We start from the raw sequence: 18,208 nt of genomic DNA, 5'->3' as shown, positions 1-18,208 counted from the left end.
TATGTCCCAGAAGCCCCAGCACGATTTCTCCGCCTGCCCTGGCTGCACGGAGCCGCTGGACACGGGTGACCGGTTCTGCGGGGCGTGCGGTTACGACCTCACGGCCGTACCGGCGGCGGCACCGGAGCCGGACCGTCCGACGGTGGCGATCGGTACGCCGGTGAACTGGCCCGAGCCCCCTCCCCGCGAGCCGGGCTCCCTCTCGACGGCGACGCAGCACCCGGGCGACCTCCCGGGCACGGACTCGGGCGGCCGCGACCTGCCGACGATGGCGGTCCGCACCGACCACCCGTACCCGGCCGCCACGGCCGAGGCCCGGGCGGCGGCCGCCGCCTCGGCCCCGCCGGTCAGCGCCCTGGCCGCGCTCGCCGCGGAGACCACGGCCGGCTCCGACCAGGCCGGCTCCCCCGCCCCCGAGGGGGACTTCCCACTCGCCGCGCCCGATCCCAGGGCCGCCGCGCAGCTCGCCACCCCGCCAGCCGGGACCAAGCTGTGCGTCGCCTGCCGCGCCGGAGCCGTGGACTCCGACGGGTACTGCGAGAACTGCGGGCACGCACAGCCGCGCGAGCGCGACCACATGGAGCAGGAGCTCTCGACCGTCGCCGCCGTCAGCGACCGCGGCCTGCGCCACCACCGCAACGAGGACGCGTTCGCGGTCTCGGCCACCGCGCTGCCCGACGGTTCGCTCGCCTCCCTGGCGATCGTCTGCGACGGCGTCTCCTCGGCGACCCGGCCGGACGAGGCCTCCGCGGCCGCCGCCCAGGCGGCCGGGCAGTCGCTGCTCGCCGCCCTGCCCCGCGGCACCCACCCGCAGCAGGCCATGCACGAGGCGATCGTCGCGGCCTCCGAGGCGGTCAACTCGCTGGCCGAGGAGCCCGGCCAGGACGGCATGGAGCACGATCCGCACCGCCACCAGAACGCCCCGGCCTGCACCATCGTCGGCGCGGTCGTCGCCGACGGACTGCTGATCGTCGGCTGGGTCGGCGACAGCCGCGCCTACTGGGTGCCGGACGACCGCACCTCCCCGCCGGCCCGGCTCACCCAGGACGACTCCTGGGCCGCCCAGATGGTCGCCACCGGCCTGATGAACGAGGCGGAGGCGTACGCCGACGCGCGGGCCCACGCCATCACCGGCTGGCTCGGCGCCGACGCGTACGAACTGGAGCCGCACACCGCCGCGTTCAAGCCCGACCGCCCGGGAGTGGTCGTGGTCTGCACAGACGGGCTCTGGAACTACGCGGAGGCCGCCGGCGAGATGGCCCGGGTCGTGCCCGCGGACGCCGCCGGGCGGCCGCTGCACGGCGCCCAGGTGCTGGTCGGCCACGCCCTGGACGGCGGGGGCCACGACAACGTAACAGTGGCGCTGCTGCCGTTCGGCCTCTCGTCGCAAGGGGCAGGATCGGCCTGAGCGGTCGTCGGCGCCCTGTCTCTCTCACCTTTCACGCTTGTCTGTCGAGGAGCCTCAACCCATGGCGAACTTCTCCAAGTCGAACGTGCCGCAGTTCTCGGTGGACGTGTACCAGAACGAGTTCCTGCCCGAGGGCGGGCGTGAGGTCAACGCCATCGTCACGGTCACCTCGACCGGCGGCGGCACGAGCGGCGGCGCGGTGCCGAGCGGCGCGGGCGCCGACGCGGGCGTGGTGATCATGGTCGACTGCTCCGGTTCCATGGACTACCCGCCGACCAAGATGCGCGGAGCCCGGGACGCCACGGCCGCCGCCATCGACGCCCTGCGCGACGGCACCTCCTTCGCGGTCGTCGCGGGCACGCACGTGGCGAAAGAGGTATACCCGGGCGACGGCCGGCTCGCCGTCGCCGGGCCGGCGACCCGTGGCCAGGCGAAGGACGCGCTGCGCCGGCTGAGCGCGGGCGGCGGTACGGCGATCGGCACCTGGCTGCGTCTCGCGGACCGGCTGCTCGGCTCCGCCGAGGTCGCCATCCGGCACGGCATCCTGCTCACCGACGGGCGCAACGAGCACGAGTCGCCCGAGGACCTGCGGGCCGCGCTCGACGCGTGCGCGGGCCGCTTCACCTGTGACGCGCGGGGTGTCGGTACGGACTGGGAGGTCAAGGAGGTCACCGGCATCGCCTCCGCGCTGCTCGGCACGGCCGACATCGTGGCCGATCCGCAGGGCCTCGCGACCGACTTCACCGCGATGATGGAGAACACCATGGGCAAGGAGGTCGCGGACGTCGCGCTCCGTCTGTGGACGCCGGTCGGGGTGGAGATCGCCTTCGTGAAGCAGGTCGCGCCGACCGTCGAGGAGCTGACCGAGCGCCGTACGGAGGCGACGGCGCGGGCCGGGGACTACCCCACCGGCTCGTGGGGTGACGAGTCCCGCGACTACCACGTCTGCGTACGGGTTCCCCAGGCCGGAATCGGCCAGGAGATGCTCGCCGCCCGGGTCTCGCTGATCGTCCCCGACCCGCTCGGCGACACCCCGAAGACGCTCGGCCAGGGACTGGTACGGGCCGTGTGGACGGACGACATGGCGATGTCGACGTCGATCAACCCGCAGGTCGCGCACTACACCGGTCAGGCCGAGTTGGCGCAGGTCATCCAGCAGGGAATGGACGCCCGCAAGTCCGGTGACCACGACGGGGCGACGGCCAAACTGGGGCGCGCCGTGCAGTTGGCGGCCGCCTCGGGCAACGCTGACACTGCGAAACTGCTTTCGAAGGTGGTGGACGTCGTCGACGCGGCGACAGGTACTGTGCGTTTGAAGGCGAAGGTCGCGGAAGCGGACGAGATGACTCTCGAGACCCGCTCCACCAAGACGGTTCGCGTCAAGAAGTAGCCCGGCCACGGGCCGGACGACGAGAGGGGGAAGCACCGACATGCCGACCTGCCCGAACGGACACCAGTCGGTCTCCGACGACTGGTGCGAGGTCTGCGGCCACCGCATGGCCGGGGCGGGTGCGCCGGCGGGTGCCGTACCGCCGCCTCCCCCGCCGCCGCCCGCCTACGGCTACCCCGGGCCCGGTGGCCCCGGCCCCGTGCCCGCTCCCGGGGGGTACGACCCGAACGCGACCGCCCAGGCGGAGCTCTGCCCGCAGTGCCGCACCCCGCGCGAGGCCATGGCCCCGTTCTGCGAGGAGTGCCGCTGGAACTTCCTCACCAACACCGCGACCTCGTACACGCCGGTCGCGCCGCCGTCGCCGCAGCAGAGCCCGCCGCCGGGTCTCAACCTGCCGCCGGGCTTCCAGTCGCCGCCGCGGCCGCAGCAGCAGCCGGACCCGTACGAGTACCAGGGCTCGCGGCCCTCGCAGATGAACCGGCCGGCCGAGCCGCTCTCCGCCGACCCCACGCACCACCAGGCGCCGCCGCAGCGCCCGCCGGTCCAGCAGCCGCCGCAGCAGCAGCCGCCGCAGGGTTTCCAGCAGGGCCCGCCGCCGCCTCCGCCGTCCTTCTTCCAGGCGCCGCCGCCGGGCGCACCGCCCGCGCAGCAGGGCCCGCCCGCTCCTCCGGTGTCGCCTCAGCACCAGGCGCCGCCCGGTGGGGGCGGCGACGACTGGATGCTGCCCCCGCCCTCGCAGCAGCAGGCACCTCAGCAGCAGCACGCTCCTCAGCAGCACCAGCAGCACGCTCCTCAGCAGGCGCCTCAGCAGCACCAGCAGCACCCGCAGCCTCAGAGACCGCAGCAGCAGTACCAGCCGCCGCGGCCCGCCGCGGGCTGGTCGGCGTACATCGGGCCGGACCGCGAGTACTTCCTGGCGATGATGCAGCGCAGCGGCCCGGAGGCCACGGGGCTGAACCTGCCCGCGTACTCCCCCGAGCAGCACCTGCCCCTCCAGGGCAACCAGATCAGCATCGGCCGCCGTCGGCACTCCACCGGCGAATCCCCTGACATCGACCTCTCGGTACCGCCGGAGGACCCGGGCGTCTCGCACCAGCACGCCGTGCTGGTGCAGCAGCCGGACGGGTCGTGGGCGGTGGTGGACCAGAACTCCACCAACGGCACGACGATCAACGGCGCCGAGGAACCGATTCAGCCTTACGTGCCGGTCCAGCTCCAGGACGGCGACCGGGTGCACGTCGGCGCCTGGACGACGATCACGATCCGGCGCGGCTAGCCCGGATCGGGATATTGGATCCGGGATCCGATACCCGGGATATCAGATCCGACATCCCGCATATCGGATCAGGGATATTGGATCCAAGATCCACGATCCGATATCCGCGATCCGATATCCCGCTCAACCGCTCGGCAGTGGCCAGGCGTACGGCCCCTCGGGTTCGTCCAGCCAGGCCCACTGCCGGCCCCCGCTCACCGTCACCCCGAAGCGCTCCCGCTCCGGCCGCCGCTCGCGCTGCCAGAGCGCGAGCGCTTCGCGTGCGTCGAGGGTCCCCTCCACCAGCGTGCGCACGAACTGGAAGCGGTCGTCCTCGAACACGTGCCGGGGCAGCCCCATCGGCCGTCCGCGCGGGAAGCGGGCGTTTCCTCCGCGCAGGGCGACGAAGTACGCGGACGTGGCCAGGAAGCGCCCCTCGGCGTGGGCCTCGTCATGGACCCGGAGCAGGAGCAGCCCGGTGGAGAGCGGCGTGAGGACGAGGGCGTCGGGACGGCACTGGGCGAGCCAGGCGTACGGGACCGACGGCAGGGTGCAGGTCGCGATGATCCGGTCGAAGGGAGCGCGCTGGGGACAGCCGCGGGCGCCGTCGCCGGTGATCACGGCGGGCCGGTGGCCGGCGGCGGCGAGATGGACGCGGGCGGACTCGGTGATCTCCGCGTCGATGTCGACGGTGGTGACGTGTTCCGCGCCGAGCCGGTGGCTGAGCAGGGCGGCGTTGTAGCCGGTGCCGGCGCCGATCTCCAGGACGTCGTGCCCGTCCCGTACGTCCAGCGTCTCCAGCATCTCGGCCATCAGGGAGGGCTGGCTGGAGGAGGTGAGCAGCTCCCCGTCCCGTACCCGGGTGGCCAGCGGGACGTCCCGGTAGGCGCCGCGCAGCCAGCGGGTGCGCCGGGCGGGGTCGGGGTCGCCGGACCAGAGGCGTTCGTAGCCGCCGATCCCGGAGACGTAGTAGGAGGGGACGAAGAGATGCCGGGGCACCTCGGAGAAGGCCGCGCGCCAGGCGGGGTCGCCCAGCGCGCCGTACGCCTCGATCTCCCGCACCAGCGCTCGTCGCGCCCGCGCGCCCGCCTCGGCGTACTCGTCCCGCTGCGCGCCCATGCCTCCACTGTCCTGCGCGGGCGGTGGGGAGGCGAGTGGCCGGCGAGTGGTCCTAGGCCCCCGGTCCTCGGTCGGAGCATCTGAGACGATGGAACGGTGATGGAGATTCCCCGCGGCACACTTCAGGAGCAGACCTTCTACGAGCAGGTGGGTGGCGAGGAGACCTTCCGGCGTCTCGTCCGCCGCTTCTACCAGGGCGTCGCGGAGGACCCTCTGCTGCGCCCCATGTACCCCGAGGAGGACCTCGGCCCGGCCGAGGAGCGCCTCGTGCTCTTCCTGATCCAGTACTGGGGCGGGCCCCGCACGTACAGCGACCACCGGGGCCACCCGCGGCTGCGGATGCGCCACGCGCCGTTCACGGTCGACCGGGCGGCGCACGACGCGTGGCTGAAGCACATGCGCGTGGCGGTGGACGAGCTCGGGCTTTCGCCCGAGCACGAGAGCCAGCTGTGGAAGTACCTGACGTACGCGGCGGCGTCGATGGTGAACACCGCGGACTGACGCATTCCGGAGCCTGCACCCCGAATAACGGTCACGATCCAGTCAAGCTCCCCGCGCAAGCGGTTTCCAGAGGCATGTGCGCTCTGAAAGCATCGGACGAACGTTCGGCGGGGTTCGGGGGGATGCGTGACCGGGTTCGTACTTCTGCGTGTGAGGGCGCACCGGTTGCTGCTCGCCGCGGCGCTCCTCGCCGTGCTGCTGACCACGTCCGTGCTCGCGGCCCTCGCCGCCTTCTCCGGCTCCATCGGCGACGCCGCCCTCCAGGGCTCGCTGCGGGGCCGGGCGGCGCCCTCGGCCGCGCTGGTGGTTTCCGCGCAGGTGCCGGCTGCCAAGCGGGAGAGCGCCGACACCGCCGTGCGGGAGGCGGCGGGCCGGACCTTCGACGGGCTTCCGGTGAGCGTACGGAGGCTGGAGCGCTCGGGGCCGTACGCACTGCCGCGCACGCTGCAGAGCGCGGCCGCGCGCCTGGGCGAGCCCGACCTCACCCACATCGCGGCCCTCGACCGTTCGCGGCTCGCGCTCGTCAAGGGCGCCTGGCCGGGTGACGCCCCGGGTGCCGTGATCGACGTGGCGGTGCCCGAGGAGGCCGCCAAGCGGCTGCGGATCGGGCCGGGAACCGTGCTCGATCTCACCGACCGGCTCGGCGGGAAGCCGGTGCGGGCCCGCGTCACCGGGCTGTACGAGCCCGTCGACCTCACCGACCTGTACTGGCAGTTGGACCCGGCGGGCGGGCGCGGTGTGAAGACCGTCGTCTTCACGACGTACGGTCCGCTGCTCGCCCACCCGGCCGTGCTCGGTTCCGGGCGGGTCACCTCGGGCGAGACGTCCTGGCTGGGCACGGCCGACTTCACCGGTGTCAGCACGGACCGTATCGACGCGCTGCGCGCCTCCGCGTCGGCCGAACCGAAGGCGCTGGCCGCCGGTACGACCTCCTTCGGCAGCACGGTCAGCGCCCGGACCTCACTGCCGACCGTGCTGGAACAGACCGAGCGGTCCCTGCTCGTCTCCCGGTCCACGCTGATGATCGTCGCCGTGCAGCTGGTGCTGCTCGCCGCGTACGCCCTCCTGCTCGTCGCCCGGCTGCTCAGCTCCGAACGGTCCGGCGAGACCGCGCTGCTGCGGGCCCGCGGCGGTTCGCGGCGCCGGATCGCCGCGCTGGCCGCGGTGGAGGCGCTGCTGCTGGCCCTGCCCGCGGCCGTGATCGCGCCCCTGCTCGCGGGGCCGCTGACCCGGCTCCTCGCGGACCGGTCCTCGCTCGGCGCGCTCGGCGTGCGGCTCGACGACATCCCGCTCGGCCAGGTGTGGCTGGTCGCGGCGCTGGTCGCCGTCTGCTGTGCGGCCGCCGTCGTGGCGCCCGCGCTGAGCACCGGTGACGACGGCGTCGTCACCCTGCGCAAGGGGCGTGCGGCGTCGCTGCCCGCGCCGGTACGGGCCGGGGCCGACGTCGGCCTGCTGGCCGTCGCGGCCGTGGCCTACTGGCAGCTCGACCGGCAGACCGGCGGGTCCGGGGAGGCGGGCGGCGGTGCGCTCAGCGGCGACCGCGGGGGTTCCCTCGGCATCGATCCCCTGCTCGTCGCCGCCCCCGCGCTCGCGCTCCTCGCGGGCACGGTCCTGACCCTGCGTCTGCTGCCGCCCGCGGCCCGGCTCGCCGAGCGGCGCGCCGCGAGCGGACGCGGGCTTCCGGCCGCGCTGGCCGGGTGGCAGTTCAGCCGCCGGCCGCTGCGGGGCGCGGGCCCGGTGCTGCTGCTGGTCCTCGCGGTCGCGATGGGCATGCTCGCCATCGGCCAGAGCGCCTCCTGGGACCGCTCGCAGGAGGACCGGGCCGACTTCCGTACGGGAACAGGGCTGAGGGTCCTGACCAGTGGCGCCGCCGGCCCCGCCCAGGCCGGGCGGTACGCGGCTCTGCCGGGGGTCCGCTCCGTCGCCCCCGCGCACCGCACCACCACGGGCCTCGCGGGCAACCGCACCGCGACCGTCCTCGCCCTGGACACCCGGCACGCCGCCGACGGCTTCCTGCTCCGTGAGGACCTCGCGGACGCCCCGGGCCGCGAGCTGCTCACGTCGCTGACCCCGAAGGCGGGCCCGCGCCCGGGGATCGCCCTGCCGGCCGACAGCCGTGGTCTGACGCTCGACCTGCGCCGTACGGCGCCGCGCGGCACGACCCCGGTGCAGGTGACGGTCGTCGTGGAGGACCGGTACGGCATTCCGTACCGCAGCCTCCTCGGGCCGCTGCCGTCCGACGGGCGCACCCACCGGCTCACCCTCGACCTCGGCGCGCAGGGGGCTCCGGCGGGCCCGATCACGCTGACGGGCCTGGAGCTCGACGGCTCGGCCATGGAGGGGCAGGGCGGGGAGCAGACCTTCGCCGTCGAACGGCTCGTCTCCCGCCACGAGGGCGGCGCCGAGCGCCCGGTCGACGCCGTACGCTCCCTCACGTCCTGGCGCTCCGGCCATCACGAGACCGTCGACGGCGAGCCCCAGCCCCCGCGGACGGTGCTCGGACGGGCCGCCGGCGCGACGCCGTACGTGGTCGGGTTCACGGCCGGCACGGCGGTGCCCTCCCAGCTGCCCGACCTGGAGGAGTACGGGCTGCGGGTCAGCGCGCCGCGCACCGCGCCGCCCCGGACGCTGAACGGGGTGGCGACCGACGCGTTCCTGGCGGCGGCCGGAGCGAAGAAGGGCGACCGGGTCGAGGTCTCCCTCGGCGGCCTGCGCCTGAACGTGACGATCGTGGACACCGTCCGGGAGCTGCCGACCACGGGTGCCGGGGCCAGGACCGCGTCCGCCTCCGCCACGGCGGCCACCCCGGACGACGGGGGCGCGCTCCTGGTCGACCTGCACGCGGCGAACCAGTACCTCGCCACCGACCCCACCGCGGCCCTGCCGCCCACCGAGTGGTGGCTGACCACCGTGCCCGGCCGCGCCGACGAGGTCGCCGAGACCCTGCGTGCCCGTCCCGACGCCGATCCCGCGCAGGTGCTCGTACGGGACGAGGCGGCGGCCGAGCTGCTCGGCGACCCGCTCGGCGCGGGGCCCAACGCGGCGCTGATGGCGGTCGCGGCGGCCGCCGCGGCGCTCGCGGCGGTCGGCTTCGCGGTGAGCGCGGCCGGCTCGACGCGTGAACGGTCCGCGGAGTTCGGGGTGTTGCGCGCGCTCGGTGCACCGCGCCGTCAGCTGGCCCGGCTGATCGCCGCCGAGCAGGGTCTGCTGGTCGGCATCGGCCTGCTGGTGGGGGTGGCGCTCGGCACCGTGCTGACCCGGGCGGTCGTCCCCCTGGTCGTGCTGACCGGCCAGGCTGCCCAGCCCGTCCCGCGCGTCCTGGTCGAACTCCCGCCCGGCCACGTGGCCCTGCTTCTCGCCGGGGTCGCCGTGCTGCCACTGCTGATCGTCGCCGTGATCGCCCTGCGCCGCACCGACCCGGCCGTGACCCTGCGCCACCAGGGGGACCAGTGAGGTGCCCCGCCCGTACCGCATCCGCCAGAAAGGCAGCCACCATGCCCCGCAAGCCCGTCCGCGCCGTGGCGCCCTGGGTGCGGACCCGGCTGCGGACCGCGCCGGGGACGGCATGGGCCTTCGCGCTCCTCGTCCTGGTGACCGCGTTCCTCGCCGCCGCGCTCCCCCGGACCGTCGAGGCCTACGAGACGGAGAGCCTGCGCCACGACATCGTGACCGCGCCGCCCCGCACCACGGTCCTGGACATCACCACGGCCCAGCCGCCCGCCCACCTCTCCCCGGAGGCCCGCGCGGCGGAGGTGTCGCCGGAGCGGCTGGCGGAGAAGAGCGCGGACCTGCGGGAGCTGCTGCCCGCGCCGCTCCGCGTCGACCTCGCGGAGTCCGCGCACGGGGTGCGGACCACCAAGCGGGTCACGGGGCTTGACCCCTGGCTCCCGCGCCCGTCCTCGCTGCCCCCGGAGTTCACCCTCGCCACGCTGCCGGAGCTCGCCGGCCACGCGACCGTACGCGAGGGCCGGCTGCCCACCCGGGCGGAGCCGGGCCGGACCAGCGAGGTCGCCGTCACCCCGGAGACGGCGAAGTCGCTGCGCCTGAAGGTCGGTTCGGTCGTCCACGTACCGGAGCTGTTCGCCAACGAGCCGCTCGCCCTGACCGTCGTCGGGATCGTCGAACCGCGCCGCCCGCAGGGCTCCTACTGGTCCGTCGACCCGCTCCTGCGCACCCCGACGTACGCGTCGAAGACCACGCAGAACGGCGTCTACTTCTACTGGCAGGCCGCCCTGCTGCTGCCGCCGGACGGTGCCACCACCATCCTGGCGGGCAACGGCGAACCCGAGGTGTACTGGCGCTTCGCCCCCGACGTCAGCCGTCTCACCGCACAGGACGAACCACGGCTGAGCGCCGCCCTCGCCTCGCTCTCCGGCGGCCCCGACCTGGTGCTGATCCGGGAGACGGTCGGCGCCACCGGCGCGAGCGACACCGGCCTCGACGAGATCACCGCCGCCTACCGCGACATGCGGGCGGCGATCGCTCCGGTCGTCGCCGTCGCCGCGTTCGGCATCGGCGCGGTCGCGGCGGTCGTCCTCGCCATGACGGGCGGCCTCTTCGCCGCCCGCCGGAGCTCCGAACTGGCGCTGCTGCGCTCGCGCGGCGGCTCGCTCGCCGGGATCGGCGTCCGGCTGGTCGGCGAGACGGCGGTCCTGGCCCTGCCCGCCGCCGGTCTCGGTCTGCTGCTCGCGACGCTCGCCCTCCCCGAGGGGCGCCTCGTGCCCGCCGCCGTCGCCGCGGGCGCGGTCGCGCTGCTCGCCACCGCGGCGCTGCCGCTGCGTGCGCTGTTCCTGCACCGCAGGCCGCTCGCCCACGGCGGGCGCGAGGACCTCGTCGACGCCCGCCCGTCCCGGGGCCGTACGGTCGCGGAACTCACCCTCCTCGCCCTGGCGGTCGGCGCGGTCGTGGCGCTGCGCCGGCGCGGCACGGAGGACGCCGGGGACCACCTGGTCAGCTCGGCGCCGGTACTCGTCGCGCTGATCGCCGCACTCGTCCTCGTACGGCTGTATCCGCTGCCGCTGCGGTGGGCGACGCGGCCGGCGCGCAGGCTGCGCGGGGCGGTCGGCTTTCTGTCGCTGGCCCGGGCCGGGCGCTCATCGGCGACGGGCGCGCTGCCGCTGCTGGCGCTCCTGGTGGCGCTGACGACGGCCGCGTTCGGCGGTTCGGTGCTCGCCGGGATCGCCGACGCGCGGGACCGGGCGGCGCTCCTGGAGACGGGCGCGGACGCGCGGGTGACGGGCAACGCCGACGCGGTGCCGCTGCCGGACGGGCTCGCGAAGGCGGTGCGCGGGACGGCGGGGGTGAACGACGTGGCCACGGTGCAGGTCGAGTACGGCGTGGCGCTGCCGGTCGGGACGGGCAGGCAGCCGAAGCTGCGGACCACGCCGCTGGTGGGGGTGGAGCCGGAGTCGTACACCCGGCTGGCCGGGCGGACCGGCTTCGGGCCCTTCCCCGCCGAGCTGCTGAGGTCCACAGGGACGGGCGGGAAGGTGGACCCGGAGCGGGTGCTGCCGGCGATCGCCTCGCCCGCGGTCGCGGCGCGGCTCGGCACGGAACCGCAGGACGTGGTGGCGACGGCCGGCAGGTTCACGGTACGGATCGTGGGGGTACGGGACACCACCCCGGTCCTGCCCGCCGAGGACTTCCTGCTGGTCAACGCGGCCGATCTGACCCACCGCGCGGACACCGTCCTGCTGGCCTCCGGGCCGTCGGTGGACGGGGACGCGCTGCGGGCCGTCGTCGCGGCGAAGTCCCCGGACTTCTCGGTGGGGCTGCGGTCCGAGCGACGGGCCGCCTATGTGGACTCGCCGATGCAGTCGGGCGCCGAGCGGATCTATCTGGCGGCGATCGGGGCGGGCGCGGGCTATGCCGTCCTCGCCGTCCTGCTGTCGCTGCTGCAGTCCGCGCCGGAACGGGCCGTGCTCCTGGCCCGGTTGCGCACGATGGGCCTGACCCGGCGGCAGGGCAGGCGGCTCCTCGGCCTTGAGGCGCTGCCGCAGGCGCTGCTCGCGGCGGTCGGCGGCACGCTGGTCGGCTGGGCGACGATCCTGCTGCTCGCGCCGGGCGTGGATCTGGTCCGGCTCTCCCTGTCGGGGACGCCGGGGCCCGCGCCGCTCGCCGAGGCGCCCCTGCGGGTGGACCTGTGGTCGCTGGCGCTGCCGGCGGCCGGTGTGGTGGTACTGGCCGGCCTGGCGGCGGCCCTTCAGGCGTGGTGGTCGGCGCGCAGCGGATCGATCAAGGAACTCAGGGCAGGAGACGCACGATGACGACGACCGACACCACTCTGGCGGAGCTGGAGCAGCGGGCGACGGCGCACCGCGACCGGCCCTCCTACGGGCACGACGCCCTGATCGCCTGCGACCGGCTGGTACGGATCTTCACCACGGACGGGGTGGAGGTGCAGGCGCTCCAGGGTCTCGATCTCCTGGTGCGGGAGGGCGAGTTGATGGCCCTGGTCGGGGCGTCGGGCAGCGGCAAGTCGACGCTGATGAACATCCTGGCGGGGCTCGACGTGCCGACGGCGGGGGCGGCGACCGTGGCGGGCTGCGACCTGCTGTCCATGGACGCGAAGGCGCGGCTGCGCTACCGGCGGGACGTGGTGGGCTTCGTCTGGCAGCAGACGTCCCGGAACCTGCTGCCGTATCTGACGGCGGCCCAGAACGTGGCGCTGCCCATGCAGTTGCGGGGCCGCGGGCGGGGCGGGGTCCGGCGCGCGAAGAAGGCGGAGCGGGCGGAGGAACTGCTGGCGATGCTGGAGGTCGCGGAGTGCCGGGACCGCAGGCCGCACCAGATGTCCGGCGGTCAGCAGCAGCGGGTCGCCATCGCGGTCGCGCTGGCCAACAGCCCCGCGGTGCTGCTCGCCGACGAGCCGACGGGCGAGCTGGACTCGGCGACGGGCGAGCAGGTCTTCGCCGCCTTCCGCCGCGCCAACGAGGAGCTGGGCACGACGATCGTGATCGTCACCCATGACCAGGCCGTCGCCTCCGAGGTCCGCCGTACGGTCGCCATCCGTGACGGCCGTACGTCCTCCGAGGTGCTGCGCCGCACGGAGGTCGACGCGGAGGGGCAGGAGTCCCTGGTCTCCCGTGAGTACGCGATGCTCGACCGCGCGGGCCGTCTGCAACTCCCGGCGGAGTACACGGCGTCCCTGGGCATGGAGCACCGCGTGATGCTGGAGCTGGAGCAGGACCACATCGGGGTGTGGCCGGACGACACCGAGGGGTGAACGGGCCGGGGGGACGGGGGCTGTGGGCCCGGGGGGGCATCGGCCGAGGGCTGTGGACCCGGAAGGGGCGGGTCAGTGCCCGGGGGTGACCGTGAGGGTCATCGGCGCGGTGCGGAGGACCACCGAGCCGTACGGGGTACGCAGCCGCAGCCAGGGACCCGAGGCGAAGAGCGCCACCGGCACTCCCTCGCCGGGCAGGAAGCCCAGCGACTGCGCCGCGTGCACCGCTCGCAGCGGAAGTCCGGTCTCCGCCACGGTCCGCGACCAGATCTCGCGGCCGATCCGGTCCCGCTCCGCCCGCGTCCGCCGCTCCTCGGGCAGCTCCTCGTCCCGTGACCGGAACTCGGCGACGGCCGCGGCGACCGCTCCGCGCAGCCGCTCGGCGCCCGGCAGTCCGGCGACCGGCTCCCAGCCGCCGCGCGGCGGCAGGACACCGGCCCACGGCGGTCCGGTGACGGTGTCGGGGACGACGGCCTTCCCGGCCGACTCCTCGACACCTTCGAGGAGTTCGCCCGCGGAGACGGTGACGTCCAGCTCGACCGCGTCCTCCAGCCGTGCCGTACGGATCGCGAGCACCTCGAACGACGGCGGCCGGCCGAACACGGCGAGCGCGCCGCCCCCGGCCTGAAGACGGACGGCGGCGGCGCGGTCGTAGTGGATGAGCCGGGCCAGGAAGGCGGCGAGGTCCGCCGCCTCCCTGGCGTCGGCGAAGTGCAGCGGCGCGATCATGCGGCGGCAGTCATCCCGTCGTCCATGTACTCCTCCAGGAACGACCGCTCCTCGGCGGAGATACGACGCGGCCGCTGGGCATCGAGGTCGAAGGGGACGACGATCGTGGAGGCCCGTACGTACGTGACGTCCGGGTCCTTGATCTCGTACGCGATCGTCAGGGACGCCGCGCCTATCTTCGTGACCCACGACTCGATGGTGACCGGCTGGTGCCGGTGCACCAGCGGCCGTACGTAGTCGATCTCGTGGCGGGCCACGACGGACCCGCCGGAGAACGACGGCGAACCGTCGCCCGGCGCCAGCCGGAACATGAAGTCGATCCGCGCCTCTTCCAGGTACCGCAGGAAGACGACGTTGTTGACGTGCCCGAAGGCGTCCATGTCCGACCAGCGCAGGGGACAGCTGTAGATGTGACGCACGCTCAGCCTCGGGTCAGCTTCTTGTACGTGGCACGGTGCGGACGGGCCGCGTCCGGGCCGAGGCGCTCGATCTTGTTCTTCTCGTAGGACTCGAAGTTGCCCTCGAACCAGTACCACTTCGAGTCGCCCTCGTACGCGAGGATGTGCGTGGCGACCCTGTCCAGGAACCAGCGGTCGTGGGAGACGACCACGGCCGCACCGGGGAACTCCAGGAGCGCGTTCTCGAGCGAGCCGAGGGTCTCGACGTCGAGGTCGTTGGTGGGCTCGTCGAGGAGCAGCAGGTTGCCGCCCTGCTTCAGGGTGAGCGCCAGGTTCAGGCGGTTGCGCTCACCGCCGGAGAGGACGCCGGCCGGCTTCTGCTGGTCCGGGCCCTTGAAGCCGAAGGCGGAGACGTAGGCCCGCGACGGCATCTCGACCTGGCCGACGTTGATGTAGTCCAGCTCGTCGGAGACGACGGCCCACAGCGTCTTCTTGGGGTCGATGTTGGCGCGGCTCTGGTCGACGTACGAGATCTTGACGGTCTCGCCGACCTTGATGTCGCCGGAGTCCGGGGTCTCCAGGCCCTGGATCATCTTGAAGAGCGTGGTCTTGCCGGCGCCGTTCGGGCCGATGACGCCGACGATGCCGTTACGGGGCAGGGTGAAGCTGAGGTCGTCGATGAGGACCTTGTCGCCGAAGGCCTTGGAGAGGTTGTTGACCTCGACGACGATGGAGCCCAGGCGCGGGCCCGGCGGGATCTGGATCTCCTCGAAGTCCAGCTTCCGCATCTTGTCCGCCTCGGCGGCCATCTCCTCGTAGCGGGCGAGGCGGGCCTTGGACTTGGCCTGACGCCCCTTGGCGTTCGACCGCACCCACTCGAGCTCTTCCTTCAGACGCTTCGCACGCTTGGCGTCCTTCTGGCCCTCGACCTTGAGGCGGGTCGCCTTGTTCTCCAGGTAGGTGGAGTAGTTGCCCTCGTAGGGGTGGGCGCGACCGCGGTCGAGCTCCAGGATCCACTGGGCGACGTTGTCGAGGAAGTACCGGTCGTGGGTGACGGCGACGACGGTGCCGGGGTACTTGGCGAGGTGCTGCTCCAGCCACTGCACGGACTCGGCGTCCAGGTGGTTGGTGGGCTCGTCGAGGAGCAGGAGGTCGGGCGCCTCGAGGAGGAGCTTGCAGAGCGCGACGCGGCGCTTCTCTCCACCGGAGAGGTTGGTGACGGCCCAGTCGCCGGGCGGGCAGCCCAGCGCGTCCATGGCCTGCTCCAGCTGCGCGTCCAGGTCCCAGGCGTTGGCGTGGTCCAGGTCCTCCTGGAGCTTGCCCATCTCCTCCATGAGCGCGTCCGAGTAGTCGGTCGCCATGAGCTCGGCGACCTCGTTGAAGCGGTGAAGCTTCCCCATGATCTCGGCGGCGCCGTCCTGGACGTTCTGGAGGACGGTCTTGGACTCGTCGAGCGGGGGCTCCTGGAGGAGCATGCCGACGGTGTAGCCGGGCGACAGGAAGGCGTCGCCGTTGGACGGCTGCTCAAGACCGGCCATGATCTTGAGGACGGTGGACTTACCGGCACCGTTCGGGCCGACCACACCGATCTTCGCACCGGGCAGGAAGCTCAGCGTCACGTCATCGAGGATGACCTTGTCGCCGTGCGCCTTGCGCGTCTTGCGCATCGTGTAGATGTACTCAGCCAAGAGAAACCGTCCGGCAAAGAGTGAGTGGGCAGATACACCCCATCTTGCCTGACCGCCACCCCTGGGAGCGAACCAGTACCCGCTCACTCCCCTGACCTGCGGGTTCCCCGGGCTCCTCGGTAGCGGAGCTGTCACTTGCGGTGGCCGCCGGTCGCGGGAGTCTGTTCGTGTGCGGTTCCGGCCGTCCGGGGCGTGGCCGTGTACGACACCGGCCCCGGTGCGCGGAGAGCGCACCGGGGCCGGTGGGTGCCGTGAGGCGGGTACTGCTTCGGTACTACTGGCCGGCCGTCTTCTTCTTGCGGAGGAAGAAGACCGCGCCGCCGCCGAGGACCACGAGGAGCGCGGCGATGCCGGCGATCATCGGGGTGGCGTTGGAGCTACCGGTCTCGGCGAGGTCGCCGCCCGTGGTGGAGCCGGTGGTGGAGCCGCCGGCCGTGCCCTCGGTGGGCGGGGTGGTGACGGACGGCTCGGTCGACGGGGTCTCCGACGGGAGCGGGCCCGGGGTGGCCGTCTTGCAGTCGAGAACGCCCTTGAAGTTCTTCTCGAAACCGTTCGGGCCGGTGATCGTGAAGTCGTAGGCCTCGTCCTCGGCGAGCGGGATCGTCACCGTCTTGGACTGACCGCCGGCGATGGTGACCTTCTGGCCCTTGACCTCGAAGGTGAAGTCCTCGTCACCCTCGTTGGACGCCGTGACGTCCAGGCCGCCCTTGGCGCAGTTCTTCTCGGCCGTGACGGCCGGGATCGCGCCCTTCTTGGCCCACGTGGCGGTCGCCTTCGCGGTGACGCTGGAGGTGCTGGTGCCCGCCAGGATCAGGGTCTGGCTCTTGACCTTGGTGGAGACGAACGCGCGGCCGATCGGGACCGTCGTGTCGGCCTGGACCTTCAGCTCGGCGGCGCCGTCGGGCGTGCCGGCCGGAATGTCGAAGAAGACCTGGTCGCCCTTGGCGACATTGGTGACGACCTTGCCGTCCTTGTCGACCAGCTTGACGCCCTCGGGCGCACCCGGCGTGAGGGAGACGGCCGCCGTGGCGGAGTTGGTGTCGACCGTGATCGGGCCGAGGCGCTCGCCCGACTTACCGGCGACCGAGGCCGGGGAGACGCTGAGGGAGGCCTTGGGCTCCTCCAGGTTCACCGCCTCCTTCTCCAGGTACTCGGTCAGCTTCTTGGCGTTCTTGTTGACCGGCGTGGCCTCGACGTTGTCCGAGAAGTGCCAGATCGCGGCCTGCGTGGCGGCGGCGGCGGTCTTCTCGGTGAGGTTCTTCGCGCCGACCTTCTTGGCGAGCGCGTCGAGGTCGTTCACCTGCGGGTACGAGTTCTGCAGGATCCAGCGGATCTTGCCGGCGTTCTCGTTGTTGTGCAGGGAGGACTGGTCCCAGCCGACCTCCTTGTACTCCTGGCCCGTCTTGGCGCCGGTGTAGAGGTCGATGCAGTAGGTCTTCAGCACGCCGCCGGGCGTCACCTGCATCTCGAACAGGCCGGCGGAGATCTCGCCCTTGCCCTTGATCTTGACCGTGTCGAAGACGGTGAGATTGCCCAGCGTGGCGGTCGCGCCACCGGTGCCGTCACCCTCGTCGGCCAGCGCCGGTCCCGCAACAGCTATCGCACCCGCAGCGACGAGGCCAGAGACCACGGTCGCGGCGGCAAGGCGGGCAACGCCGCGCCTCCGAACAGAAAACATGAATTTCCCCTCCGGGCGAGCAGCTCCGTGCCTCCGGTACTTGACACGTGGGGGGAGCGCATCGCCAGCAGTTCACAGACCCGGTTGACTCAACTGTCGACTCAAGTGCTTACTCAAGTCCCGTATGAGTACCCGCGAATCCTATGGATGGGGAAGACCCTGATGCCCGCCCATACGGTCTGATAACCATTCCGACTCGGAATCGTTATCAGCGGCGTCCGCTACGCGGAGATTCGCTGGTCATGGAGTCGACAAATCCCCACAACTCCAGGTCAGGCCGCGGGTTCCAGGACCTTCGGGACCTCCGCCACCTCCCACGGGTCCCGTTCCACGACCCCTTCGCCCCCGTTCCCCTGACGTTCCGTCGTGCGTGGCTCGCCCTTCACGACGCGCCGGAAGGCCGCCGTACCCCGCGTCAGATCGTGGCCCACCGCCACCGCGTCGATGTCGACGAACGTCCTGCGCCGCGCCTCGGGCGGCCTGCCCTCGTCGGGGACGTCCTCCTCGCGCACCCGCAACCGTCCGTGCACCACCAGCGGCTCCCCGACCGAGACCGACGCCGCGAGGTTGGCGCCGAGCGCCCGCCACGCGAACACCGTGTAGAAGCTGGTGTGTCCGTCCGTCCACGTGCCCCGCTCCCGGTCCCAGCGGCGTGCCGTCACCGCGAACCGGAACCGGGCCACCCCGCCCGTCGCCGTGTCCCTGTACTCCACGCTCGTCGCCACGTTCCCGACGAGCGTCACCATCGTGTCGTTCATGCCCCTCCCCTTTCCTCGGCCTTGCCTGCCCCTCCATGCTGGACCGGCCGGCCGAAGCG

The 18,208-nt window shown here is 73.2% G+C and carries 13 protein-coding genes; 7 read left to right on the top strand and 6 right to left on the bottom strand.

Annotation, left to right across the window (positions count from 1 at the left end):
• Position 1 precedes the first annotated feature (1 nt).
• From M5362_RS05725 to M5362_RS05715, 3 genes are all read left to right on the top strand, one after another.
• Positions 2 to 1,408 (top strand): PP2C family serine/threonine-protein phosphatase, encoded by a 1,407-nt coding sequence (locus M5362_RS05725; RefSeq protein WP_260226230.1) that lies wholly within the window; start codon positions 2 to 4, stop codon positions 1,406 to 1,408.
• A gap of 61 nt (positions 1,409 to 1,469) precedes the next feature.
• Complete coding sequence (locus tag M5362_RS05720) at positions 1,470 to 2,798, top strand: VWA domain-containing protein (protein ID WP_260226229.1); 1,329 nt, start codon at positions 1,470 to 1,472, stop codon at positions 2,796 to 2,798.
• A 40-nt stretch (positions 2,799 to 2,838) separates the two neighbouring features.
• Positions 2,839 to 4,074 carry an FHA domain-containing protein gene (locus M5362_RS05715; RefSeq protein ID WP_260226228.1) on the top strand — a complete coding sequence of 412 codons (1,236 nt, stop codon included), beginning with the start codon at positions 2,839 to 2,841 and terminating at the stop codon, positions 4,072 to 4,074.
• Positions 4,075 to 4,197: 123 nt separating this feature from the next.
• Here M5362_RS05715 and M5362_RS05710 read toward each other — a convergent pair whose 3' ends face one another.
• A complete protein-coding gene (locus tag M5362_RS05710; protein WP_260226227.1) occupies positions 4,198 to 5,172 on the bottom strand; it encodes a methyltransferase domain-containing protein in 975 nt (324 codons plus the stop codon).
• A gap of 96 nt (positions 5,173 to 5,268) precedes the next feature.
• Here M5362_RS05710 and M5362_RS05705 point away from each other — a divergent pair, with 96 nt between their 5' ends.
• The 4 genes from M5362_RS05705 (at position 5,269) to M5362_RS05690 (ending at position 12,898) form a co-directional block, all read left to right on the top strand.
• Positions 5,269 to 5,673 (top strand): globin, encoded by a 405-nt coding sequence (locus M5362_RS05705; RefSeq protein ID WP_308354853.1) that lies wholly within the window; start codon positions 5,269 to 5,271, stop codon positions 5,671 to 5,673.
• Positions 5,674 to 5,799: 126 nt separating this feature from the next.
• Positions 5,800 to 9,126 carry an ABC transporter permease gene (locus tag M5362_RS05700; RefSeq protein WP_260226225.1) on the top strand — a complete coding sequence of 1,109 codons (3,327 nt, stop codon included), beginning with the start codon at positions 5,800 to 5,802 and terminating at the stop codon, positions 9,124 to 9,126.
• A 41-nt stretch (positions 9,127 to 9,167) separates the two neighbouring features.
• Positions 9,168 to 11,939 carry an FtsX-like permease family protein gene (locus M5362_RS05695; protein WP_260226224.1) on the top strand — a complete coding sequence of 924 codons (2,772 nt, stop codon included), beginning with the start codon at positions 9,168 to 9,170 and terminating at the stop codon, positions 11,937 to 11,939.
• Entirely contained in the window at positions 11,936 to 12,898 is a 963-nt protein-coding gene (locus tag M5362_RS05690) for an ABC transporter ATP-binding protein (RefSeq protein WP_260226223.1), read from the top strand. The genes M5362_RS05695 and M5362_RS05690 overlap by 4 nt, the downstream gene beginning before the upstream one ends.
• 72 nt (positions 12,899 to 12,970) lie before the next feature.
• On the opposite strand, the gene M5362_RS05685 is transcribed toward M5362_RS05690, so the two are convergent.
• From M5362_RS05685 to M5362_RS05665, 5 genes are all read right to left on the bottom strand, one after another.
• Positions 12,971 to 13,627 carry a hypothetical protein gene (locus tag M5362_RS05685; RefSeq protein ID WP_260226222.1) on the bottom strand — a complete coding sequence of 219 codons (657 nt, stop codon included), beginning with the start codon at positions 13,625 to 13,627 and terminating at the stop codon, positions 12,971 to 12,973.
• On the bottom strand, positions 13,624 to 14,046 hold the full coding sequence (locus tag M5362_RS05680; protein WP_260226221.1) for an acyl-CoA thioesterase: 423 nt from the start codon (positions 14,044 to 14,046) through the stop codon (positions 13,624 to 13,626). Before M5362_RS05680 ends, M5362_RS05685 begins: the two co-directional genes overlap by 4 nt.
• 2 nt (positions 14,047 to 14,048) lie before the next feature.
• Positions 14,049 to 15,713, bottom strand: a complete 1,665-nt coding sequence (ettA, locus tag M5362_RS05675; RefSeq protein WP_260226220.1) for an energy-dependent translational throttle protein EttA — start codon at positions 15,711 to 15,713, stop codon at positions 14,049 to 14,051.
• Between the two features lie 274 nt (positions 15,714 to 15,987).
• Positions 15,988 to 17,391, bottom strand: coding sequence for a Cys-Gln thioester bond-forming surface protein (locus M5362_RS05670; protein ID WP_260226219.1), 1,404 nt, complete (start codon positions 17,389 to 17,391; stop codon positions 15,988 to 15,990).
• 272 nt (positions 17,392 to 17,663) lie between these two features.
• Positions 17,664 to 18,149 carry a single-stranded DNA-binding protein gene (locus tag M5362_RS05665; protein WP_260226218.1) on the bottom strand — a complete coding sequence of 162 codons (486 nt, stop codon included), beginning with the start codon at positions 18,147 to 18,149 and terminating at the stop codon, positions 17,664 to 17,666.
• Between the last annotated feature and the right edge of the window lie 59 nt (positions 18,150 to 18,208).

Origin of the sequence: Streptomyces sp. Je 1-79 (assembly GCF_025195125.1) — a bacterium.
Lineage (GTDB): Bacteria > Actinomycetota > Actinomycetes > Streptomycetales > Streptomycetaceae > Streptomyces.
This window is presented reverse-complemented; position numbering and strand designations above follow the sequence as displayed.

Coding starts and splice junctions, on each gene's coding strand:
- M5362_RS05720 (WP_260226229.1), top strand. CDS start 1,470: ATGGCGAACTTCTCCAAGTCGAACGTGCCGCAGTTCTCGGTGGACGTG.
- M5362_RS05710 (WP_260226227.1), bottom strand. CDS start 5,172: ATGGGCGCGCAGCGGGACGAGTACGCCGAGGCGGGCGCGCGGGCGCGA.
- M5362_RS05690 (WP_260226223.1), top strand. CDS start 11,936: ATGACGACGACCGACACCACTCTGGCGGAGCTGGAGCAGCGGGCGACG.
- M5362_RS05665 (WP_260226218.1), bottom strand. CDS start 18,149: ATGAACGACACGATGGTGACGCTCGTCGGGAACGTGGCGACGAGCGTG.
- M5362_RS05670 (WP_260226219.1), bottom strand. CDS start 17,391: ATGTTTTCTGTTCGGAGGCGCGGCGTTGCCCGCCTTGCCGCCGCGACC.
- M5362_RS05685 (WP_260226222.1), bottom strand. CDS start 13,627: ATGATCGCGCCGCTGCACTTCGCCGACGCCAGGGAGGCGGCGGACCTC.
- M5362_RS05695 (WP_260226224.1), top strand. CDS start 9,168: ATGCCCCGCAAGCCCGTCCGCGCCGTGGCGCCCTGGGTGCGGACCCGG.
- M5362_RS05725 (WP_260226230.1), top strand. CDS start 2: ATGTCCCAGAAGCCCCAGCACGATTTCTCCGCCTGCCCTGGCTGCACG.
- M5362_RS05715 (WP_260226228.1), top strand. CDS start 2,839: ATGCCGACCTGCCCGAACGGACACCAGTCGGTCTCCGACGACTGGTGC.